General features: G+C 60.6%; 20 protein-coding genes, 1 tRNA gene and 1 pseudogene. 8 read left to right on the top strand and 14 right to left on the bottom strand.

Annotated features, from left to right (window positions below):
• The 5 genes and pseudogenes from HMPREF2565_RS13835 to nth form a co-directional block, all read right to left on the bottom strand.
• Positions 1-273, bottom strand: a pseudogene (locus HMPREF2565_RS13835) (HNH endonuclease); the annotation flags it as partial.
• Positions 274-334: 61 nt separating this feature from the next.
• Positions 335-1,522, bottom strand: coding sequence for a MarP family serine protease (locus HMPREF2565_RS13135; RefSeq protein ID WP_046647884.1), 1,188 nt, complete (start codon positions 1,520-1,522; stop codon positions 335-337).
• 38 nt (positions 1,523-1,560) lie between these two features.
• Positions 1,561-2,238, bottom strand: coding sequence for an NUDIX hydrolase (locus tag HMPREF2565_RS13140; protein WP_046647885.1), 678 nt, complete (start codon positions 2,236-2,238; stop codon positions 1,561-1,563).
• Positions 2,235-2,804, bottom strand: a complete 570-nt coding sequence (locus HMPREF2565_RS13145) for a TlpA family protein disulfide reductase (RefSeq protein WP_046647886.1) — start codon at positions 2,802-2,804, stop codon at positions 2,235-2,237. The genes HMPREF2565_RS13140 and HMPREF2565_RS13145 overlap by 4 nt, the downstream gene beginning before the upstream one ends.
• Before the next feature lie 9 nt (positions 2,805-2,813).
• Positions 2,814-3,473 carry an endonuclease III gene (nth, locus tag HMPREF2565_RS13150; protein ID WP_046647887.1) on the bottom strand — a complete coding sequence of 220 codons (660 nt, stop codon included), beginning with the start codon at positions 3,471-3,473 and terminating at the stop codon, positions 2,814-2,816.
• A 300-nt stretch (positions 3,474-3,773) separates the two neighbouring features.
• Here nth and glxR point away from each other — a divergent pair, with 300 nt between their 5' ends.
• Entirely contained in the window at positions 3,774-4,457 is a 684-nt protein-coding gene (glxR, locus tag HMPREF2565_RS13155; protein WP_046647888.1) for a CRP-like cAMP-activated global transcriptional regulator GlxR, read from the top strand.
• Between the two features lie 97 nt (positions 4,458-4,554).
• Here the strand turns inward: glxR and HMPREF2565_RS13160 are convergent, their stop codons facing one another.
• The 4 genes from HMPREF2565_RS13160 to HMPREF2565_RS13170 are packed head-to-tail and all read right to left on the bottom strand — an operon-like array spanning position 4,555 to position 6,354.
• Complete coding sequence (locus tag HMPREF2565_RS13160; protein WP_046647889.1) at positions 4,555-5,367, bottom strand: MBL fold metallo-hydrolase; 813 nt, start codon at positions 5,365-5,367, stop codon at positions 4,555-4,557.
• A gap of 18 nt (positions 5,368-5,385) precedes the next feature.
• Positions 5,386-5,844, bottom strand: coding sequence for a RidA family protein (locus HMPREF2565_RS13165; RefSeq protein WP_046647890.1), 459 nt, complete (start codon positions 5,842-5,844; stop codon positions 5,386-5,388).
• Positions 5,844-6,005, bottom strand: coding sequence for a Sp36 family protein (locus HMPREF2565_RS13840; RefSeq protein ID WP_010189965.1), 162 nt, complete (start codon positions 6,003-6,005; stop codon positions 5,844-5,846). The genes HMPREF2565_RS13165 and HMPREF2565_RS13840 overlap by 1 nt, the downstream gene beginning before the upstream one ends.
• 13 nt (positions 6,006-6,018) lie before the next feature.
• Positions 6,019-6,354, bottom strand: coding sequence for a WhiB family transcriptional regulator (locus HMPREF2565_RS13170; RefSeq protein ID WP_175974779.1), 336 nt, complete (start codon positions 6,352-6,354; stop codon positions 6,019-6,021).
• A gap of 177 nt (positions 6,355-6,531) precedes the next feature.
• Here HMPREF2565_RS13170 and HMPREF2565_RS13175 point away from each other — a divergent pair, with 177 nt between their 5' ends.
• Complete coding sequence (locus HMPREF2565_RS13175; RefSeq protein WP_046647892.1) at positions 6,532-8,967, top strand: transglycosylase domain-containing protein; 2,436 nt, start codon at positions 6,532-6,534, stop codon at positions 8,965-8,967.
• Positions 8,968-9,083: 116 nt separating this feature from the next.
• On the opposite strand, the gene HMPREF2565_RS13180 is transcribed toward HMPREF2565_RS13175, so the two are convergent.
• Positions 9,084-9,548 carry a GatB/YqeY domain-containing protein gene (locus HMPREF2565_RS13180; RefSeq protein ID WP_070509571.1) on the bottom strand — a complete coding sequence of 155 codons (465 nt, stop codon included), beginning with the start codon at positions 9,546-9,548 and terminating at the stop codon, positions 9,084-9,086.
• Between the two features lie 41 nt (positions 9,549-9,589).
• Between HMPREF2565_RS13180 and HMPREF2565_RS13185 the strand changes: the two genes are divergently transcribed.
• Positions 9,590-10,495 carry a metallophosphoesterase gene (locus tag HMPREF2565_RS13185; RefSeq protein ID WP_070509590.1) on the top strand — a complete coding sequence of 302 codons (906 nt, stop codon included), beginning with the start codon at positions 9,590-9,592 and terminating at the stop codon, positions 10,493-10,495.
• A gap of 81 nt (positions 10,496-10,576) precedes the next feature.
• A tRNA-Pro gene (locus HMPREF2565_RS13190) sits at positions 10,577-10,653 on the top strand.
• Positions 10,654-10,873: 220 nt separating this feature from the next.
• On the opposite strand, the gene HMPREF2565_RS13195 is transcribed toward HMPREF2565_RS13190, so the two are convergent.
• Together HMPREF2565_RS13195 and HMPREF2565_RS13605 are read right to left on the bottom strand one after the other, a co-directional pair.
• Positions 10,874-12,640: a hypothetical protein gene (locus HMPREF2565_RS13195; RefSeq protein WP_071407553.1), complete on the bottom strand. Its 1,767-nt coding sequence runs from the start codon at positions 12,638-12,640 to the stop codon at positions 10,874-10,876.
• On the bottom strand, positions 12,641-13,615 hold the full coding sequence (locus HMPREF2565_RS13605; protein ID WP_141745927.1) for a hypothetical protein: 975 nt from the start codon (positions 13,613-13,615) through the stop codon (positions 12,641-12,643).
• A 69-nt stretch (positions 13,616-13,684) separates the two neighbouring features.
• On the opposite strand from HMPREF2565_RS13605, the gene HMPREF2565_RS13610 reads away from it, so the two are divergent.
• Positions 13,685-13,996 carry a helix-turn-helix domain-containing protein gene (locus HMPREF2565_RS13610; protein WP_005511619.1) on the top strand — a complete coding sequence of 104 codons (312 nt, stop codon included), beginning with the start codon at positions 13,685-13,687 and terminating at the stop codon, positions 13,994-13,996.
• 269 nt (positions 13,997-14,265) lie between these two features.
• On the opposite strand, the gene HMPREF2565_RS13205 is transcribed toward HMPREF2565_RS13610, so the two are convergent.
• Positions 14,266-15,261 carry a tyrosine-type recombinase/integrase gene (locus HMPREF2565_RS13205; RefSeq protein WP_049358834.1) on the bottom strand — a complete coding sequence of 332 codons (996 nt, stop codon included), beginning with the start codon at positions 15,259-15,261 and terminating at the stop codon, positions 14,266-14,268.
• Positions 15,262-15,874: 613 nt separating this feature from the next.
• Here HMPREF2565_RS13205 and HMPREF2565_RS13210 point away from each other — a divergent pair.
• The 3 genes from HMPREF2565_RS13210 to HMPREF2565_RS13220 all read left to right on the top strand — a co-directional run bounded on the left by HMPREF2565_RS13210 (position 15,875) and on the right by HMPREF2565_RS13220 (position 17,282).
• Complete coding sequence (locus tag HMPREF2565_RS13210) at positions 15,875-16,543, top strand: hypothetical protein (protein WP_071407555.1); 669 nt, start codon at positions 15,875-15,877, stop codon at positions 16,541-16,543.
• A gap of 236 nt (positions 16,544-16,779) precedes the next feature.
• The gene (locus HMPREF2565_RS13215) at positions 16,780-17,064 is read left to right on the top strand and encodes an ArsR/SmtB family transcription factor (protein ID WP_230310978.1); all 285 of its coding nucleotides are present in this window, start codon (positions 16,780-16,782) and stop codon (positions 17,062-17,064) included.
• Positions 17,061-17,282: a hypothetical protein gene (locus HMPREF2565_RS13220; RefSeq protein ID WP_005323143.1), complete on the top strand. Its 222-nt coding sequence runs from the start codon at positions 17,061-17,063 to the stop codon at positions 17,280-17,282. The genes HMPREF2565_RS13215 and HMPREF2565_RS13220 overlap by 4 nt, the downstream gene beginning before the upstream one ends.
• Positions 17,283-17,666: 384 nt before the next feature.
• Here HMPREF2565_RS13220 and HMPREF2565_RS13225 read toward each other — a convergent pair whose 3' ends face one another.
• Positions 17,667-19,088 carry a hypothetical protein gene (locus HMPREF2565_RS13225; RefSeq protein ID WP_071407556.1) on the bottom strand — a complete coding sequence of 474 codons (1,422 nt, stop codon included), beginning with the start codon at positions 19,086-19,088 and terminating at the stop codon, positions 17,667-17,669.
• Between the last annotated feature and the right edge of the window lie 65 nt (positions 19,089-19,153).

Here is a 19,153-nt window from a genome sequence, read left to right on the forward strand (position 1 = left end):
GGCGTCGAGGGTTTTCTTTACTTTTGAAACATAGGTTTCAATCAGTGTGAGGGTGCTCAGGCTGTGGCGTTGTTGAAGCGCTGCGTGGCGGGCTTTGCGTTGTTTTCCGCTAAAGCGGGTGGGGCCGAAGTACACCTGGTGCAGGCCTGCGAGTTCGGTGGCGTCGGCTGGGTCAGCGCCGAGCGCGCGAAGCTCATCGGGTGTGCCAGGTATATGCTCCACCAGCGCAATCCCCGAGTTGCGGAGGCGGAGGTAGGTTTCGATATCCCCCATGGGCACGAAGATTAAACCAGCACCCGCAACCCCGCAACCGGAGAGAAGAAAATACCTGGTGTTAGCCGACGCAGGAGCCGGTTGGGGTGGCGTCGACAAGCTGCGTAACGTCACCCACGTGGCCGCGCACCTCGTCCGCGGTGAGTGCATAGCCCGTGTCGGAGTCCTCCACGGAGGCACCAAACACAACGCCCAGCACCTGGCCCTCCGGGTTGATCATCGGGCCACCCGAATTGCCCTGGCGGATGCTGCCGCGCACCGTGTAGGCATCGCGCTCCACGCGGCCCGTGGAGTAGATATCCGGCCCCGCAATGGTCAGCCGGTCGCGCACGCGCGCCGGCTCCGCCGTGAACGGACCCGACTGCGGGAAGCCCAAGACGATGGCATCATCCCCCGTCACAGCCGCTTGCTCCGCCCACGGCAAAGGCTCCAAGCCCAACCCGGGGCTATGCAGCACCGCAATGTCCACATCCGAGTTGTAGTACACCACGTGCGCCTCCTTGAGCCCGAGCACAGTATCGAGGTGAACCTTATCCGTGCCGGCCACAACATGGGCGTTCGTGATGACGTAGTCCGGTTCCGTAACAAAGCCCGAGCCCATCAGCCGGCGCGAGCACGCCTCCGCATCCCCCAGCACGTGGATTACGGAAGGTCGCACGCGTTCCGCCAGCTCAGGGTCTTCGATGTTCACTGCGGGAGCATCCACCTCCACATCGGCACCGGAGCGCTCCCACGGAGACACCAGCGGCGGCAGCCCAGACTCGTTGAGTAGTGCTGCGATACCGTTCGGCAGCGCCGCTAGGCGCGAGGGTGCCGCTGCATTGAGCGCGCTGAGTACGTGCGACTCACGCAGCGCTTGCCCCGGCCGGCCACCCAGGTTGGATGCCAAAGGCAGGGAAACCAACCAAATCACCACGATGGCCGCCACCGCCTGGAATACCGCACCAATTGAGGAGTCCACGCGCTGCCCCGAGCGGGTGCGCATGCGGTCCCGCAACGCCATGCCAAGCGACGTCCCCACCAGCTGCCCTAAGCCCACCAGCAGAATGAGCACGCCGACAGCCAACAAGAAGCGCACGGCGGCTTGGTCCGCCAAGCCCATCGCCAGCGGGGCAACCACAGTTCCCAGCACCAGCCCCGCAATGATTCCCACGGCGGCGAGGACCGCTGCCAAGGCGCCCTGCCGCCAACCCACGCGAACAGCGAGGAGCACGGCAACCACGATCAGGATGTCAACAGCAAGAGACACAGAGGGAATGCTTTCTTAAGGGCTAAAAGGGGCAGAAACTAACCTATCTTCTCATTATTCAAGGAGCGGTTGAGTGATTCACGCAGATCGTGAACCATTTTCTTATCCCATTCCACGCTCCAGCCCGCATGGTCCATCAGCCCGGACAGCACTCCCGCGGTAAAACCCCACACCAGGTAGCCCCGCGTCCGAAACGCCGGCCCCTTCCAGCGGCCAAATCCCACCATCATGCGATTCGTGGGATCCGCCAGCTCCCGCAAAGGGACGGTGAAGACATCATCGGTTTCCGCGGGGCTCGCCGGCCACACGTCACCCGGTTTATGCCAATACGCCAGGACCGGGCTCACGGTATTGCCGGTAGCTGGGATATCCAGCTTGCTCCACTGCTCAAGGGGTGTGACGGTGGAGCGGTCGAGGCCGGTTTCTTCTTCGGCTTCGCGCAGGGCAGCGTCGACAAGCGAGGCGTCCTCCTCGTCCTTGCGCCCACCGGGGAAAGCAATCTGCCCGGAGTGCGAGCGCATCGAGGGCGAGCGGTGCGTAAGCAACACCTCACCGTCCTCAAAACTCGCGCCCTTCAACAGCACCAACACTGCCGATTCACGCCGGCGCTTGGCGGCCGGGACATGCCGAATGAGGCGTTCTTGGACCTTGTCTGTATCAACCCCGAGCGCCGGGCGCAGCCACTCCGGGGCGTGAGCAGGAAACAGGCGGCTCACTGAAGAACCTCCTCGACGGCCGCCTCCAATTCTTCGGCGGAGCTAAACGGTTTGATGAACTTCTCTTCCACCTTGCCATCGCGCACCACGAGGGTGATGGGGATGACGCCCGGCAGCCCGAGCTCGCCAGCGAAGGTCCCATCCTCGTCCTGGTAGCTGGGGATGTCGACCTGCAGGTCACTCAAAAGCGCAGCACCGTTGGCGGCGTTCGCATCCGCATGCACGCCGACGACATTCCACGTCGAGTGCGAGCGTGCAAGGTCTTCGAAGAAGGGCAGCTCCGTGCGGCACGGCTCGCACCACCATGCCCACAACGTGACGATCTGAACGTTCTTGGCCGCCGCGGTACCGGCCGCTCCTAAGCAGGGAAGGTCCACCCCAGCAATGGGCCCCTCGGGGCACTTGGGACGCTTGGCTACTTCTTGCTCCTGCGCCTCGGGGACGGGGACCTCCGGCTCATCATCCTCAAGGAGATTCACCACGCCGACGAACGCGAGTGCCGCCAGCGCAACAATGGCTGCGATGCTCACCTTCACGTATCCGGGCCACCGAGAATATTGGCTCATTGCTCCACCTTAACCCCGCGACGGGCACCATGGGGCGAGCACGCAGGCCGTGCACTTCGGCTTCCGGGCGGTGCACACGCGCCGCCCATGGAGGATGAGGCGGTGAGAGAATACGGTTTGTTCCTCTTCGGGCACGCGCTTGGCGACGTCCCTCTCAATCGCCCGCGGCGTCTTCGCCTCGGTCAGACCGAGCCGCTGACTCAGTCGCGTGACGTGGGTATCCACGGTGATTCCCGGCAGCCCAAAGGCATTTCCCCGCACCACCAACGCGGTCTTGCGGCCGACGCCGGGCAGCGAGGTGAGCTCGTCGATGCCGCGTGGTACCTGCCCGTCGAAGTCCGCGACGAGCTTTTCACCGATGCCCAACAGGTGGCCGGCTTTCATGCGCTGAAAGCCGAGTGGGCGGAGAATGCGCTCAAGGTCGGCGCGGTCCGCGGCGGCATAATCCGGTGCGGTGGGGTAGGCGGCGAACAGCTCCGGGGTGACCTGGTTGACGCGGGCATCCGTGCACTGTGCTGAAAGCACTGTCGCTACGAGTAGCTCAAGGGGGTTGGTGAAGTCTAGTTCACAGTCGGCATCGGGATATTCGTCCGCGAGGGCGGTACGAATACGGGCAACACGCGCTTCCTCGGTATCATCGTCATGCTGTGCAAAAAGGTCAGGGGACATAGAAATAACTCTAGTGACGGCAGTTAGAATGGAAAGCATGATTTCGCTCGTTGTTCTCGTCCCGCTGTGCCTCGCTCTGTTTGCCATTCTTATGGAAAAGCTAGAGGCAACGGCCTTCGAGAATTAAACAGATCAGTAAAGGCATGTGACTATTTTTCCCGTTGGTGGAAATAGTGACTAATTGCACTGTATGATGTTGTGCAGTGCCTCGTGGCGCACTGGAGACTAGGTGCGTCAAAATAGACCAAACCAGCTTGCGTCCAAGTGTTTTCCTCGCTGCGCAGGCTTTAAGGAGTAACAGTGGAAGGCGTACAGGACATCCTCTCCCGCGCTGGCATTTTCCAGGGCGTCGATCCGGTAGCAGTACAGAACCTCATCGAGCAAATGGAAACCGTCCGTTTCCCGCGCGGCACCACCATTTTCGAGGAAGGAGAGCCGGGCGACCGCCTCTACATCATCACCTCGGGAAAGATTAAGCTTGCTCGCCACGCCCCGGATGGCCGTGAGAACCTGCTGACCGTGATGGGCCCGTCCGATATGTTCGGTGAGCTTTCTATCTTCGATCCGGGCCCGCGCACCTCGTCTGCTGTGTGCGTCACCGAGGTCACCGCCGCCACGATGAACTCCGAAATGCTCAAGCAGTGGGTGGCTGATCATCCGGCGATTGCGCAGCAGCTGCTGCGCGTGCTGGCCCGCCGTCTGCGTCGCACCAACGCCAACCTGGCGGACCTCATCTTTACCGATGTTCCGGGCCGCGTGGCCAAGACCCTGCTGCAGCTGGCTAACCGCTTCGGCTCGCAAGAGGGCGGTGCACTGCGCGTGAACCACGACCTCACTCAGGAAGAGATCGCCCAGCTCGTCGGCGCGTCCCGCGAGACCGTCAACAAGGCGCTGGCCACCTTCGCCCACCGCGGCTGGATTCGCTTGGAAGGCAAGTCGGTGCTCATCGTCGATACCGAGCACTTGGCTCGCCGCGCGCGCTAGGTCTTAAAGGCCGAGCCAGCATATGCCGCCTCCGGGCGGCTGTGGCCCAATGCAAAATCCCCCGAGAATTTCTCGGGGGATTTTCCTATGCGGTGTTTTAGTTCTGAGCCGCGAGGTACTTCAGCGCAGTGCGCGTGGATTGCTCGGCGGCGTGGCGAAGGACCGGGTCTACGTCGTCGTACATCTCATCGACGAGGGTCTTAACGTCAACATCCTCACCAAGGCGCCCGCGGACCTCTTTAATCTGATCCAAGCGGTGGTGGCGGCGGTCAATGTACTTGCGGGCAACCGCGGAGGTGTCCTCCAAGTCCGGGCCATGCCCCGGGAAGAGTGCTACATCCTTGCCGCGCTCTTCGAGAAGGTCCAGCGTCTTCAGGTAGGCACCCAAGTCACCATCGGTCTCAGACAGGAGCACGGTGTGACGGCCAGCGATGGTATCACCGGTCAGAATTCCCTCCAGGGTGGAGTGCTTAGCCTCTTCGGACCATACGAAGAAGCAGGTGGAATCCGCAGTGTGGCCAGGGGTATGGACCACCTCGAGTTGCGGGGTGATGCCGTCGACGGTGATCACTTCGCCGTCGACAAGCGCCTCCGCGCCGTTGCAGTAGTTCGGATCGAACGCGCGAATCGGAGCGCCGGTGAGCTGGCGCAGACGCTGAGCGCCCGAGGCGTGATCATCGTGGCGGTGAGTGAGAAGGATCAGTGCTACCTCGCCCGCTTTCGCGGTCACAACGTTGAGATGCCCCTCATCCTCTGGGCCTGGATCGACCACAATGGCGCGAGAATCTTCTCCGGCGCGAATGATCCACGTGTTGGTGCCTTCCAAGGCGGTGTAGCTGGGATTATCGCACAGCACAACACCGACGGACTGGCTCACGGGACGCAATTGGCTATATGCAGGATGCTCCATGGTTCTAACCCTATCCGATTACTCAGCGATTTCTACGATAACTTCGATCTCAACGGGGGAATCCTTCGGAAGGACCGCTACCCCCACTGCAGAACGCGCGTGAACACCGGCATCACCAAAGACCTCCCCGAGGAAGTTCGAGGCACCGTTGATAACCGCGGCCTGATCCGTAAAGGATGGAGCCGAGGCAACGAAGCCGACCACCTTCACCACGCGGGTGACACGGTCGAGGCCGACGAGGCCATCGATGGCAGCCAACGCGTTTAGCGCGGCCGTGCGCGCCAGCTCCTGCGCCTTCTCGAGGTCCACTTCTGCGCCAACCTTGCCGGTAGCAGGCAATTCGCCGCCCACGACGGGCAGCTGACCGGAGGTCCATACCTGGTTTCCTACCTGGATGGCCGGGATATAGGACGCGAGAGGAACAGCGACGGAAGGCAGCTCGACACCGAGTTCTTCCAAGCGTGCGAGGGCACCCATTAGGACTCCTCCAGAGGGCGCTTGAAATAGGCGACGACATTCTCCGGGTTCATGCCCGGGGTGATAGTGACGAGCTCCCAGCCGTCCTCACCCCAGGAATCGAGGATTTGTTTCGTCGCGTGTGTAAGAACCGGCGCGGTTGCATATTCCCATTTAGTCATGGGCCCAATGCTACTAAATACCGATGAGTTCGCCACCCTCAGCAAGGTAATGCGCCCAGCTGGTGATGTGCGGATTTTTACGCAGAAGGGCGCGGCGCTGGCGCTCCGTGAGGCCGCCCCACACACCAAACTCCACGCGGTTATCAAGGGCATCCGCGCGACACTCGTTCAGCACCGGGCAGTGACGGCAAATCACCGCGGCCTTACGCTGCTCTGCCCCTCGCACGAAAAGCGCATCGGGGTCACCGTTGCGGCACTTGGCTTGGGTAACCCACTCACCACGCTCGGAGGTTAACGAGGCATTCTTTACCATTGCGGACCGTCCTGCACCTTTGACACTGACTGCCATGGCTAGGTAACTCCTTCCAAGTTCCCCCCGTCGTAGTGGAAGATCGTGAATAACCCTCAACCCGACGGAATATTATGTACCATTGGTAAGTCTATTCACAGACCGGTATACCTGTCTAACAGGTCACACTTTAGGGGGGTCTCCCGGTTGTCGCCCTAAAGCACTAGTGTGTGGAGGGTGACTGTCATCAAATCCCTGGGAAAGCTCGTCCTGTCCACAGCACTGGTCGGCATCCTCATCGCGCTGGCCATCGCCCCTGTCGCCGGCGTCAGTGGCGTTGCCGTTGCTAGGACGAACGAAACGATGCAATCGGACATCCAGGATCTCACCAGCGGGGATACCCCCGGCGTGAGCACCATCTTGGATGCCAAGGGCAACCCCCTTGCCTACATCTACGAACAGCGCCGCCATCCCGTACAGCCGGATGAGATCTCCGACGCTATGAAGCAGGCAGTTGTGGCCATCGAGGACCGCCGCTTCTATGAGCACGAAGGCGTCGATCTGCAGGGCAACGTCCGCGCTTTGTGGACCAACCTGGCAGCGGGCGGCGTCTCCCAGGGCGCGTCCACGCTGGATCAGCAGTACGTGAAGAACTATCTCCTCCTCGTCAACGCCACCACGGATGAAGAACGCCAAGCCGCAACCGAGCAATCCATAGCCCGCAAGCTGCGCGAGATGCGCATGGCGACGGATATCGACGCCAAGCTTTCCAAGGATGAGATCCTCACCAACTACCTCAACCTCGTACCCTTTGGCAACCACTCCTACGGCATCGAGGCCGCTGCCCGCACCTACTTCGGCTCCGATGCCGCGCACCTCACCGTGCCGCAGGCAGCGATGCTCGCCGGCATGGTGCAGTCCTCGGAGTATCTCAACCCCTATACCAACGAGGAAGGCGTGCTCGAGCGCCGCAATGTGGTGCTCCAAGCTATGGTCGACACCGGCTCTCTATCCCAGGAGGACGCCGATGCCTATGCCCAAGAACCCCTTGGGGTGTTGGATAGCCCCGCCACGCTGCCCAATGGCTGCATCGGCGCGGGAGATCGCGGTTTCTTCTGCGACTACGTGATGGACTACCTCGCCGATAAGGGCATAGACCGCGAGCATCTAGCGCGCGGTGGCCTGACCGTGAAAACCACCCTTGACCCCGACGTCCAGGACCAAGCTCTCAACGCAGTACGCAGCCACACCGCCCCGGATACCGAGGGCGTGGCAGAAGTCATGAACGTGATCAAGCCGGGCACTGATTCCCGCAAGGTCCTCGCCATGGTGTCCTCGCGCACCTACGGGCTCGACCTGGCCAACAACGAAACCCTCCTGCCCCAGCCCAATTCGCTGGTGGGCAACGGCGCCGGCTCGGTGTTCAAGCTCTTTACCGCCGCGGCCGCCTTGGAATCGGGCTATGGCATCAAAGACAAACTGGCAGTGCCCAAGCGCTACGAGGCGGAAGGTCTAGGGTTCGGCGGCGCTGAGAACTGCCCACCCAACAAGTACTGCGTGGAAAACGCCGGCAGCTACGCCTCCACGATGACCATGCAGGACACGCTCGCCTACTCCCCCAACACCCCCTTCATCCAGCTCACTGAGCAGCTAGGCGTCGAGCGCATCGTTGACATCGCCGTGAAGCTCGGCCTGCGCTCCTACGAGGAGCCCGGCAGCTACGACGGCGAATCCTCCATCGCCGACCACATTAAGGACTCCAACCTGGGCTCCTTCACGCTCGGCCCGACGGCGGTGAACGCGCTCGAGCTTTCCAACGTGGGGGCGACGGTGGCGTCGGAAGGCATGTGGTGCGAGCCGAACCCCATCGAGGAGGTCACGGACTCCCACGGTAACGAGGTGTACCTCAAGCACACCCCGTGCGAACGCGCGGTGGGCAAAGAGGTGGCCAAGGCGCTGGAAAACAACATGACCGCCGATACTGAAAAGGGCACGGCGGCCGATTCTGCGCGTGCTGCGGGCTTCAGCGGCAAGGCCGCCGCCAAGACTGGTACCACGGAGTCCAACCAGTCCTCGGCATTCCTCGGCTTCAACTCTGAGGTTGCTGCCGCGCCGTATATCTACAATGACGGCACCACCACGAGCCCGCTGTGCACCGGGCCCGTGCGCCAGTGCGCCAACGGCAACCTCTTCGGTGGCAAGGAGCCCGCATCAACGTTCTACACCATGGCCGCGCGCGTTCCCGATGCGCTGAAGGGAACGGTGCCGGACTACGACCGCGCTTATGATTCGGGCACGGTATCGCCGCTTATCGACGGGTTGAAGGGCAAGTCCGAAAGCCAAGCCCGCTCCGCTCTAGAGAAGGCTGGCTACGTGGTCAAAACCACCGAGGTGCCCGCGCCCGGCGTGGGCTACGGCAAGGTGGTTCGTGTCATCACCGGTGCATCCGGCACTAAGAAGGGTGCGGAGGTAACGCTGCAGCTTTCCGACGGCTCCGCTGGCGACTCCGCAAGCTCCGGCACCTCCAACTCCAGCTACTACACCCCGTCGGCGCCGAGCGGCAACGGCGGTGGCACGGACAATGGCCAGCCGGCTACTCAGTCCGACCCGCTGTTCTCCCAAGAGGATGTCGACCGCCTGACGAACGACGTGCGGGATTTCTTCGGGCTTTAGCGCAGAGCGCTAAAGCGTAAAAACGGGCTACAGCGTGACAAGGAGCTAGAGCGTGACAAGGAGCTAGAGCGTAAAACGGGCTACAGCGTGGGTGCTAGCGCTCCTGCGCTAACACGCTAGTTGAGGGCGGCCTTGACCGCGGTGGACAGGCGCTTGCCGTCGGCGCGCCCAGCAGCCTTGGCGGTGGCCACCTTCATCACGTTGCCCATCTGCTTGATGGTCACCGGCTCGCCGGAGTCCTTCTCAACCTCGGCGATGGATTCAGCGACGAGGGAGTTCAGGGCGTCGTCGTCAAGCTGCTCCGGCTGGTAGGCCTCGAAGAAGGGGACGTCGACAAGCTCTGCCTCCGCCAACTCGGGGCGGCCGTTTTCCGCGTAGACCTCTGCGGACTCGCGGCGCTTCTTGATCTCACGGGCGATGACCTTGAGGATGTCCTCATCGGTGATCTCGTGGCGGGAACCAGTAGTTTCCTCCGCTTGGATGGCAGACAGCAGAGAACGGATGGCGCTCGTACGGGCCTTGTCCTTGGCCTTCATCGAGGTCTTGAGGTCAGCACGGATAGTTTCTTTCAACTCACTCATGCCCTTCAATCTACGCCTGCCGGCCAGGTAGTGTGGTGAAGGTGAAGATTTTCCCTGTTCTTGGCGGACTCGCCGCCGCCGGCCTAGGCGTTGCCGCGTGGGCGCACTCAGAACTCACCAAGTTTGAGCTCAAGGAGTACACCCTGCCGCTGCTGGAGCCCGGTACGCTGCGCGAGGAGTCCGAGTTCCGTATCCTGCACGTGTCCGACCTCCACATGATCCCGGGCCAGCGCGCCAAAATCGAGTGGGTCTCAGGCCTCGATGCCCTTGACCCGCACTTGGTGATCAATACCGGTGACAACCTCTCCGACGAGCGCGCCGTACCCGAGGTCCTCCGCGCCCTTGGCCCGCTGCTGAGCCGCCCGGGGATGTTCTGCTTCGGCACCAACGACTACTGGGCGCCGCGCATCCCGAACCCCTTCAACTACCTGATTGGGAAGAAGAACGAACCTTCCTACGTGAACCTGCCCTGGAAGGGCATGCGCGCGGCCTTCCTGGAACACGGCTGGCACGACGCCAACCAGGCCCGCGTGGAGTTCAAGGTAGGCGATGTCCGCCTCGCTGCCGCCGGCGTGGACGACCCACACCACGATTTGGATGACTACTCCGAAATCGCCGGCGCCCCCAACGAGGACGCCGACCTCTCCTTAGCACTACTGCATTCCCCGGAACCTCGCGTCCTGGAGAAGTTCGCCGCCGACGGCTACCAGCTGTCCCTGTCCGGACATACGCACGGCGGCCAGCTCTGCCTGCCTTTCAAGGTGGCGGGCTCGCGCTCCATCGTGACCAATTGCGGCATCGACCGCGTTCGCGCGGAGGGCCTGCACCGATTCGGAGAAATGTACATGCATGTCTCCAACGGGCTGGGCACCTCCAAGTTCGTTCCTTTCCGCCTCTTCTGCCGCCCGTCCGCCACGCTGCTGCGTATCACAGAGAAGGCCGCCTAGGAATACCCCCTCCACGCTGCCGTTTTGTCCTTTCAGGCTGGGGTGCGTTACAGTATTCCGGTACCGCTTAGAGCGAGACACCGGGATATGGCGCAGCTTGGTAGCGCGCTTCGTTCGGGACGAAGAGGTCGCAGGTTCAAATCCTGTTATCCCGACCATTAAACCCGACGGTTTCGTGAAACGACCTTAAATCGTTTGCGAAACTGCCTCCGTGAGATAAACCCACCTCCTTCGGGCGGTGGGTTTAGTCGTTTTCGCGGCAATCCGGGCCTTAAACAATAAGAGTCCCCGCATGGTTCGTCCCCTCTAAAACGACTAATAGCCCGGAACCTCAAATCGGTTTTCCGAGCTAGATGGATAAAGCTATTCAGTTGGTCTTTAAGCAGCCTCGCGCGCAGGCGGCGCGTTCGGGCTTGCCTTCTCGCGCGCCGGATCGCGCGGCGGGTGCGGATCTCGCGTGCCAGGTGGCGGAGTCTTTTCATCCCGATCCACCCGGCCAAGAAAACGCCGAATCATAGATACATTGGCCGCAACCACACCAAGAGCTGTATAGAAGAAGGCCGCAGCAAAACCGCGTACAGGTCTTCTCGTATGGTCACCAATAGCAGCACCGCCGCGATTGTTCTTCACATAGTCGTTGCGCGTTTCAATCACATTGCGCCAGGTACCGTAAATTTTCTGCCACTCAGGTGTCTTGTAGGCCGGGCCAGTCTGGCGGTAGCGAATACCCTCTGTGTGAGGGATGGTCAAAGAGGACTTATTGGTACAGCACTTTCCCATTTGGCTGCGCGGGGCTTCAAGACTAGGTGTTGGGATAATAGGCAGACCTTTAGCCCGAGCGTCCTGCCTCTCGGCCTTTTGCACCAAGGGACATACCAGTGTCTTTCCTTTACCGCGACCAGGACAAATAAACATTTGACTCTCGCCGGTATCATCAGCACCTTTACGACGCATGGCATAAGCGCGGCGCTCGTTAATACGGGCCTTGTAGGTGTCCTCATCAATAAGACCAGCCCTAAACTGCTCGGTGGCCTCAATCAGTGACTTCGGCATGGCCGGGCAATACCAGTGGCCTTCGACCAAGCTCATGGTTTCAAAGCTGCCACGTTGGCCTAACTGGTTGGATTTGTAGTCGCCAACCAGGGTGTATCCCTTTTTACGTAGTGGCTCGTGGAAGTCTTTGGTCTTGGCCACAGCGAAATACGCACGGTCACCAACCACCACGCCTTTAGGCGTAGACGGATCATCAGTTAAATGGCGCATGGCTTGCAGCCCACGAATCGCAGGGTTGTGGCTGGGCCGGTCAAAGGCCATGCCCATAATCAGGTGAGGCTGTGCATATGGGCCTTGTTCACGGATAACTCCAGCCACAAGGGTGGCCTCCCAGCCCCACACGTGCTTAGCGTTCCTTGTGCGCTTGTTTTCACCGTGTGTTTCCTGTCGCTCATCACGGGAATACCAACCTGCCTCCGGCTCAGAGGACATAAGATCATCTGGTCGGTTCGTCCATCGGTTATTTCCACGGCGAACCCCTGGAATCAGTGTTCCGTCTAGAGTGAGGTCTCCCTGCCAGTTGTTGCGGTATTCCTCCGGCATGTCTTTGGTGCTGGCCATGACCAGCTGGTTGAACACATAGGTGGCGCGCTGCCATTTTTCTTCGCGGCGCTCAGGATCTTGTTCGTCCATCAGCCGGTTGAACTCGGCACGGGTTAGCCGTACATGGTGTGGGATGTTGTCGAAAGGGTCAACCAGTTCTAGGAACCTGTGCAATGCACGCCACAGGCGGTGATACCACAGGCCGTGCTGAACAAAGTAATTATCGCCCACGCGACGTGCCTTATCGCGGCTGGGTAGCTCAAGAAGTTCCAGAGCTTTTTCGGTGGTGTCTTTACTAGCTAGCAGGGCAACCATGGTGGTCAAATGCATGGGTTGACCAGAGCGCGCCAGAATCAGATACAGCGCAAGGATGGCACGGTCACTGACAGTCTTTGGTCGCCCACCTTTCTGCGGGTCGTATCCCTCCTCGCGCCGCCACGTATCAAGGCTTTCGCAGATGTCAGTACGGTCGATGATGTTTAGTGCCCAGGACACACTAGCTCCGTCCAGGCGCAGAAGCGGGGTGGGAGTAACCGATATGCGGGCCATTTAGCTCTCCTCCCCTATAGGTGTAACCAGCCGCAGCGGCGGATAAGCCGGTTCGTCCCTGTTGCCTGTAGTCCACACCCAGTACTCGGCCTCAGTTAGTGCCCCGGCCTCGACGATCATCCGGTGGAAGGTGTCGTGGAATGGCTGTATGGTGCCAGTGGCATAGACCAGCTGGTTAAAGTCCACACGCGCGGCGGCATGATGAGCAATCCAGGTGTAGCGCAGCCTGTTGATGTTGGGTGCAAGCCCAGTACTCGACGGGTTTTGGCTGGTCTTGTGGATAAAGTCAGATATGAGGTGCGGGCCTGTGGCATCGTTGCGGCGGCGCGCTGAGTTTGGCTTCACCAGTGGTTCGTCCTTACGGTCTGCGCTCACACCGCGCAGGACTTGACGCATGACATCGCTATAAGGCGCGGTCAACGGAATGGTTCGCGACGTAAGGCCTCGGCCACCGCGGGCATGTACTGCTAGCACGGTGCCGAAGTCAGTGAAGTCACCATAGACGCAGTGATAAATCTCCTCTGTGGTCATACCAGCACCAAGGCCTAAGGCCACAAGGATGTAGGCCACACGCCGCGATTCGCGGCGGGGTCTAGAGCGCAGCCAATCCGTAATACGGATCAGCTCGTGGGAGGTGTAGGCGCGGCGCTTCGACTTCGCCGCAGGATGAATAACTTCGGGTAGATCTTCTACCCAATCCAGCGCGCCGTGGTGCTTAATGACGTGGCGCGCGCAGCGGTTAAGGAGGCGGCGGGTGGCATCGAGGCTAGTTGTGGATAAATCTGTGCGGTATTGCAGGTAGTTGTGAATGGAGCCGCCGTCTTTAAGCAGCATGATGCAGTTGTCCACGGTTAAATCCACGTACCAGCGGTCTCGCACGTAGCAAAAATATGCAGCGAGTTGGCGCTTGCGGTTTGTCGCTACCGCAGGCGTGGTGGCGGGCAGTAATCCGCGTGTCGTCAGTGTGTCGATCACAGCGTAGACCTCACTGTATTTAGACTTAAGTGGTTCGTCCTTTAGTTCTGTTGTCTGAAAAGGTGGCTCGTGGCTTCCGACATTCCCGCCGAGGCTCCGGTCAGGCGTTACGCCAACTGGCCTAATGCCCATATCGAGGCCCACGATCCGGTCATGCGGAAATTGCAGGACTTCGCCCGCAACGTCCAGAAACTCACCCTGGACGGGAGCTACCCCAGTGCCAAAGACTTGGCCGAGGCCTGCGGTATCCCCACCTCCACCATCACCCGAATCATCCGCGGCGAGATGATCCCGACGGGACGTGTCATTGCCAATATCGAGGTCACCACAGGCAAGCCCTTGTGGCCGCGCCATCGCAGCAACCGATACGGCAGTCAGTGACCCGAGGGTTGGAAACTGCATGTTTCCGACACTGGTAAGGCGGGTGTGAGTTACATGGGTGTCGTTCATGGCTCACGAGGTGAGCACACCTACACCACGAAATAGGTGGCGGTGCCTTCTTACCTCAGACCATGAGTAAACCCGCAGGTCACAGGGTGGTTCGTCCCTGGTGCGGTCTGTGCGCCATGAGACGAGTTTTGCGTATCCGCAATCCAACTTTGCGTATCCGCAATCGCTAGGGATAGCTCAGGAAGTCTCCGTGAGCCGAGCTACAGCACGTACAGGCCTCCACCTGGGGTGCCATGAGTCGATCCTCCGGCCAAAAGAATCCGGTAGGCATGGCGGCGGTTAGCTCCGGCCTCGACCACGTAGTCCTCAAACTGGTGCAAGGACTTCAGTCCTGCCGCAGCACACAGCACATCAGCGGGAACTCCGGCTGCAATGCGGTCGATAATCCACGTATTGCGCAGCCTGCGGGTATCCGGCACCATATCCGGCGATGTACTAGGTGTTACCCGGCGGAGATACGCCGAGAGCTGGCTGACGTTCTCGTTGTCGCGGCCTGGCCTGAACAGGTAGTCCTCCGGGCCGGTAGCCATAATGACCGGCTGAAGTACCTCGATATGAGACTTGAGCAGTGGCACCTCGCGCGGGCCAGCCCCGCGGTAGCCGTGCGGAAACAGCAGCACCCCGTCGCCGTCAACACGCACGTCTTTGCCGCGCAGCGTGCAGATTTCTCCTGCGCGCAAGCCCGCACCAAGCGTGAGTGCTAGCACCGTAGTGAAGTTGCGGCGGCGGGCAGCTGTGGGTTGCGACTCGGCCCAATCCCACATCCTGTCACAGGCATAAGAGTCGTAGGGTTCAAGGGTTGGCTCGTAGCTAATCGGGTGCTGGTAGTCAGGGTTCCAGTCGTCGTTGATCACCTCCGCCACACGACACAGCAGCGAGCGCTGGGTTCCTGCGGTGGACGGGCTGAGCTTTGCACCATCTCCGGCAAGGAAGTAGTTTCCGATGATGTCGGGGTGGAAGACGGTCTCGACAGTCACCACGCCGTAGCTCACCCAGACCCAGGCGGCGAGCTTGGACACGCAGTTGAGCGTGTTGCGCAGTGCGTCGCGGCTGGTGTTATCCGGGGTGATGTTAAGTGCGCGCACGCACTCGCGGGTGAAGTCGGCAACGTGGCTCCACGGCTCAGAGCGCACGGCGTGTGGTGTGTAGTTGGCGATGATCGCCTCATAGTCGGCGGTGGTGTAGTTACTGGACATGGGCCTTTCCTTCGTCGGCACGATCGCAGTGGAATGGGGCGGTGTAGTGGATGCTACGTAGCTAGGCCACGCAGTGCACTCCGCTACACATAGTCTTGTTTGCCGATCTGCAATCTGGCAAGCAGGTGGCCTCACACCGCCAACTTCGCAGGAATTTCTTATATGGCCTGCATGTTTGCGGTTCCGCAAACATCTACCAGACGAACCACCACATCATGTTGTGGAGATCAAAAAAGGGACATGCCATATTTAGTACCCCCGCGCGAGCCTCGGACACGGCCTTAATCCTACCCACCAAGTCCTTCAAGGCCCCGCTTTGTGGCCCACAGCTATGTCCACCACAACATGTAGATCCGCTGCCCCCGGTTGTGGCTAACCGATACGTGCGCGACCTGCGCGGAGACTCAACCACACCCCGCACCGACTAGCGTGACCACCGTCGAGCGCGATTGCGTATCCGCAATTTTGTCTTAACTCACGCGGCTTGTTGCCATACCTCGCACATCGGCAACTCACCGCGCGGACAGTTTGCGTATCCGCAAATTTCTACCTGTTACCGTGCCCGACACTTGACATTTCCACTGCTCACCCCCTCAAAGGAAAGGGACGAACCATGTCCACACTCGACATGAGCACACCACTGTACTGCCAGTACTTCACCGCCGAGCTTGAGGTAGACAACCTCGCCCAAGTCACCGAAACCCTGAAACAGGGAAAACAGGTGGCCGACACCATCTTGTCCATGTCCACCGCCGCACTCTACAACCACGTCATTAGCTTCACAGGCCCGCAGGGGCTTATCACCGAGCGCGAAATCAACGTCCTCACCGCGTTTAACTCCATGTCGGTGGCCACTGCCCCGGTGCGCGTCACGTTTGTCACCCTGGCCGACACTTACGGAAACCGTGCGGGACTCACCCGCATCCAAGGCGGTGAGTCCGCCCGCGGCCTAATCCCGCTTACCCGGTCTGTAAACGAGGCCACGGTTGCAGACATGTCTGCCACCACACCAGGACTCACCATCAATCTGCCCAATAGTGTCCACGACGACCTGATCATTCGCTGCACGACTTTTGACCCGGACGGGTGCGTTCCCGAAGCAAAGGACGAGTTTCCCGGCGTGGACTACTGCCCTAGCCTGTACCACCTTTTGCGGGACGAACCATCTCCAGGCATCGACATCACCCACGACATTATCCGCGCACTACTTCCCTACCGCGGGATCCACATGGAGGTAGAGCCGAGGATTCTCGATGGCGATGTAGACATCGAGCGGCTGTAGCTGCTGGCTACGCTGTAAGCCATGAAGGAACCCAGCTGTGGTGTGTGCTGCGGCTGGGTTTCTTCTTGGGGAGGGTGAAGAGGGGACGTGATGGGACACCGGCCACGTCTTAAGTCGGGCAGCGTCTCCGCCAGACCCGGCAGAACTTGCGCACCGCTGACTGTAAGCATATACTTACACCTGACATCGTTCGATTACGATACGGAGGGATGATGGACGCAGCACGGCTCGCTCAGATGCTCAGTGCTCTTGGAAGTGAGCCTCGGTTGCGAATTATCGCCTCCCTAGAGACGGATTCGACCCATGTCAGTGAGCTGGCCCGCCGACTTGGGATGTCTCGGCCACTGCTCTACCAGCACCTCAACCGCTTGGAAGCTGCTGGACTCATCGAGAGTGGCCTGGAACAGCTCGGAGAGAGCCGAGTGAGGAAGCACTACTGGGTCGCTCCGTTTCAGCTTGAAGTAACTCCAGACCACATTAGGCACCTGATTAATCAAGAACAGAAAAGGGAATCTTCGTGACACTTACCGCTACCGTATTTCTTGTCATCCTCGCCGCCGCATTACCACTCGCGATCTTCGTTGCTCTTACCGTCTGGGTGGTACGCACCGTCACCAGCGCACGACGCGAAACGGCGACGGCGATCGATGGTTCCAACCAACTCATCGTGGAGCATCTACGCAACATCACCGAGCGGTTGGATCGGATTGAGGCCCAACTCAGCGAGATCCCCGAGTAATCAGGCTCTTCCTTAAACAAGGGGCGCGGTGGTTTTGGCTCCGCGCTATGGGCTGTCACAGCGTATGCGCTAAGCACGTCGCGTAGACCTCCAGCAACATAAACTTGCTTGTGACTTTGGCGGCGGGGTGTGTCTCCGGTCGTGGCGTTATCCTGTCCCTCTCGCGGATAGGGGCTAGGACTGGGGACGAACCACGTGGTGTGCCCCCACCTCCGACACCGCCCCGGCCCACCTGCCGACGGAACCGGGAACGGAAACCGACGGAAACCATAGCTGTGGTTCGGGTCGTTGCAGGTGGGTGGGTAGTTTCGCAAAAGACTCAACCCGCAGGAAACTGCGGGTTCTTTTCGTTTTCACCGGGCGGCGGGCAGGGCGTCCGCCCTCCTAGAAGCTGGAGGAGCCACCCGAACCGGAAAAGCCCGAGCTAAACCCGCTGTTGACGCCGCCGCTGCTACCGGAAGAGCTATCGCGGGCGGCAGTCGCGTCGCTGTCCCAGGCGCTCACAACGTAGAAGGGCACGTAGCCGTGGTAGCCGGAGCCGGCGAAGAAGTGGGAGTCATAGATATGCGTGCGTACGGGGCGTTCCTCGGCCTCGTTCTCCTTCTGCAGCTGTGCTTGCAGGTGCTCCGAGAGCAGCGCAGTCCGGTCCAAGAGCTCCAAGTAGCGCTCCATGAACTGCGGGTGGTTCGGCTCCTTGGACAGGGCCACGGCGGCGTCTTCCAGCTCCTTGGCGTGGCGCTCAAGCGCCGAGTCGATGTCCGCAGCCAGGTAACCCGCCTGGGCGAGGTCCTTGCCCAGCTCGTAGAGCTCATAGCGGCGCGTGTCGGTATCAGCGTTCTCGATGCGGTGTAGCTTTTCGATGTTGGACTCGGCGGTCTCTACACGTTCGCAGAGCAAACGTGCACGAGCAATGAGCACGGAGCGTGAGCGGAACTGCTCGTCCGGTGCGTCGGCCGGAATCGACATGAGGGAACCCACCTTGTCATCGATGGCCAGGAAGTCATCGCGCAGGCCCTCCCAGTCCTCGCGCAGGCGCTCATCCACTAGACCCGATTGCAGCGAGTGCGCCCGGATATCGATCTCCCGCAGGCGCTGCGCCACATCGGTATAGGTCTGCGACACATAATCCCAATCCTCGCGCGCCTGCTGCGCGTTCTTCTGACGGCTGCGGCGAGTACCGCCAACGATGCCTGCACCCGCGCCACCAACGCTCAGGCCCGCTACCCCGAGACCAATGGCCGCCCCAACGCGGTTATTTTGAGCACTCTCAAACTGGGTATCCGCAGCACGGTCCACGTCGATCGCTGCCGCCGCACCCGCAAAGAGACCAGCAGGAATGTTGTCATCCCGCACGCCCGGCTTTATAGCTTCGATGGACTGCTCGAGATGGCTATCTTTCTTGCGCAGCTTCATCTGCTCGGCCACGTCCTCACCCGCGAAGACGAAGGCCTGGCGCGGATCGAGGCCGACGCCGACGAAGACTTGGCCATCGGCAAACTTATCCTTGCCGATAAGCTCCGGGTGATTGTCACGCAAATACTCCTCCACGGAGTCGTTGACGTTTTCTTTGTTCTTAGAAAAGACCATGTAGTGCAGCCCTTGGACCACGTCGGGGGCGGCGATCCGGGAGACGTCGCCAAGCATGCGCTCTTCCTCCTCCGGAGTGAGCACATCGTCGGGGTCCATGATGTCGGCCTGGACCTCGCGCTGTGCTGGCTGCATGACAAAATCGGCACGCTCCGGCGCATCGAAGACCGCCAAGCTTGCGCCCGCACCAATACCTCCGAGCAGCAGACCTCCCGCCACTGCTGCACCGACGATGGCGCCGACCGACGTTATTTTGGCTTAAGGGACATTTCGTGTGGATAAAC

Origin of the sequence: Corynebacterium sp. HMSC072A04 (assembly GCF_001809235.1) — a bacterium.
Taxonomy (GTDB): domain Bacteria; phylum Actinomycetota; class Actinomycetes; order Mycobacteriales; family Mycobacteriaceae; genus Corynebacterium; species Corynebacterium hiratae.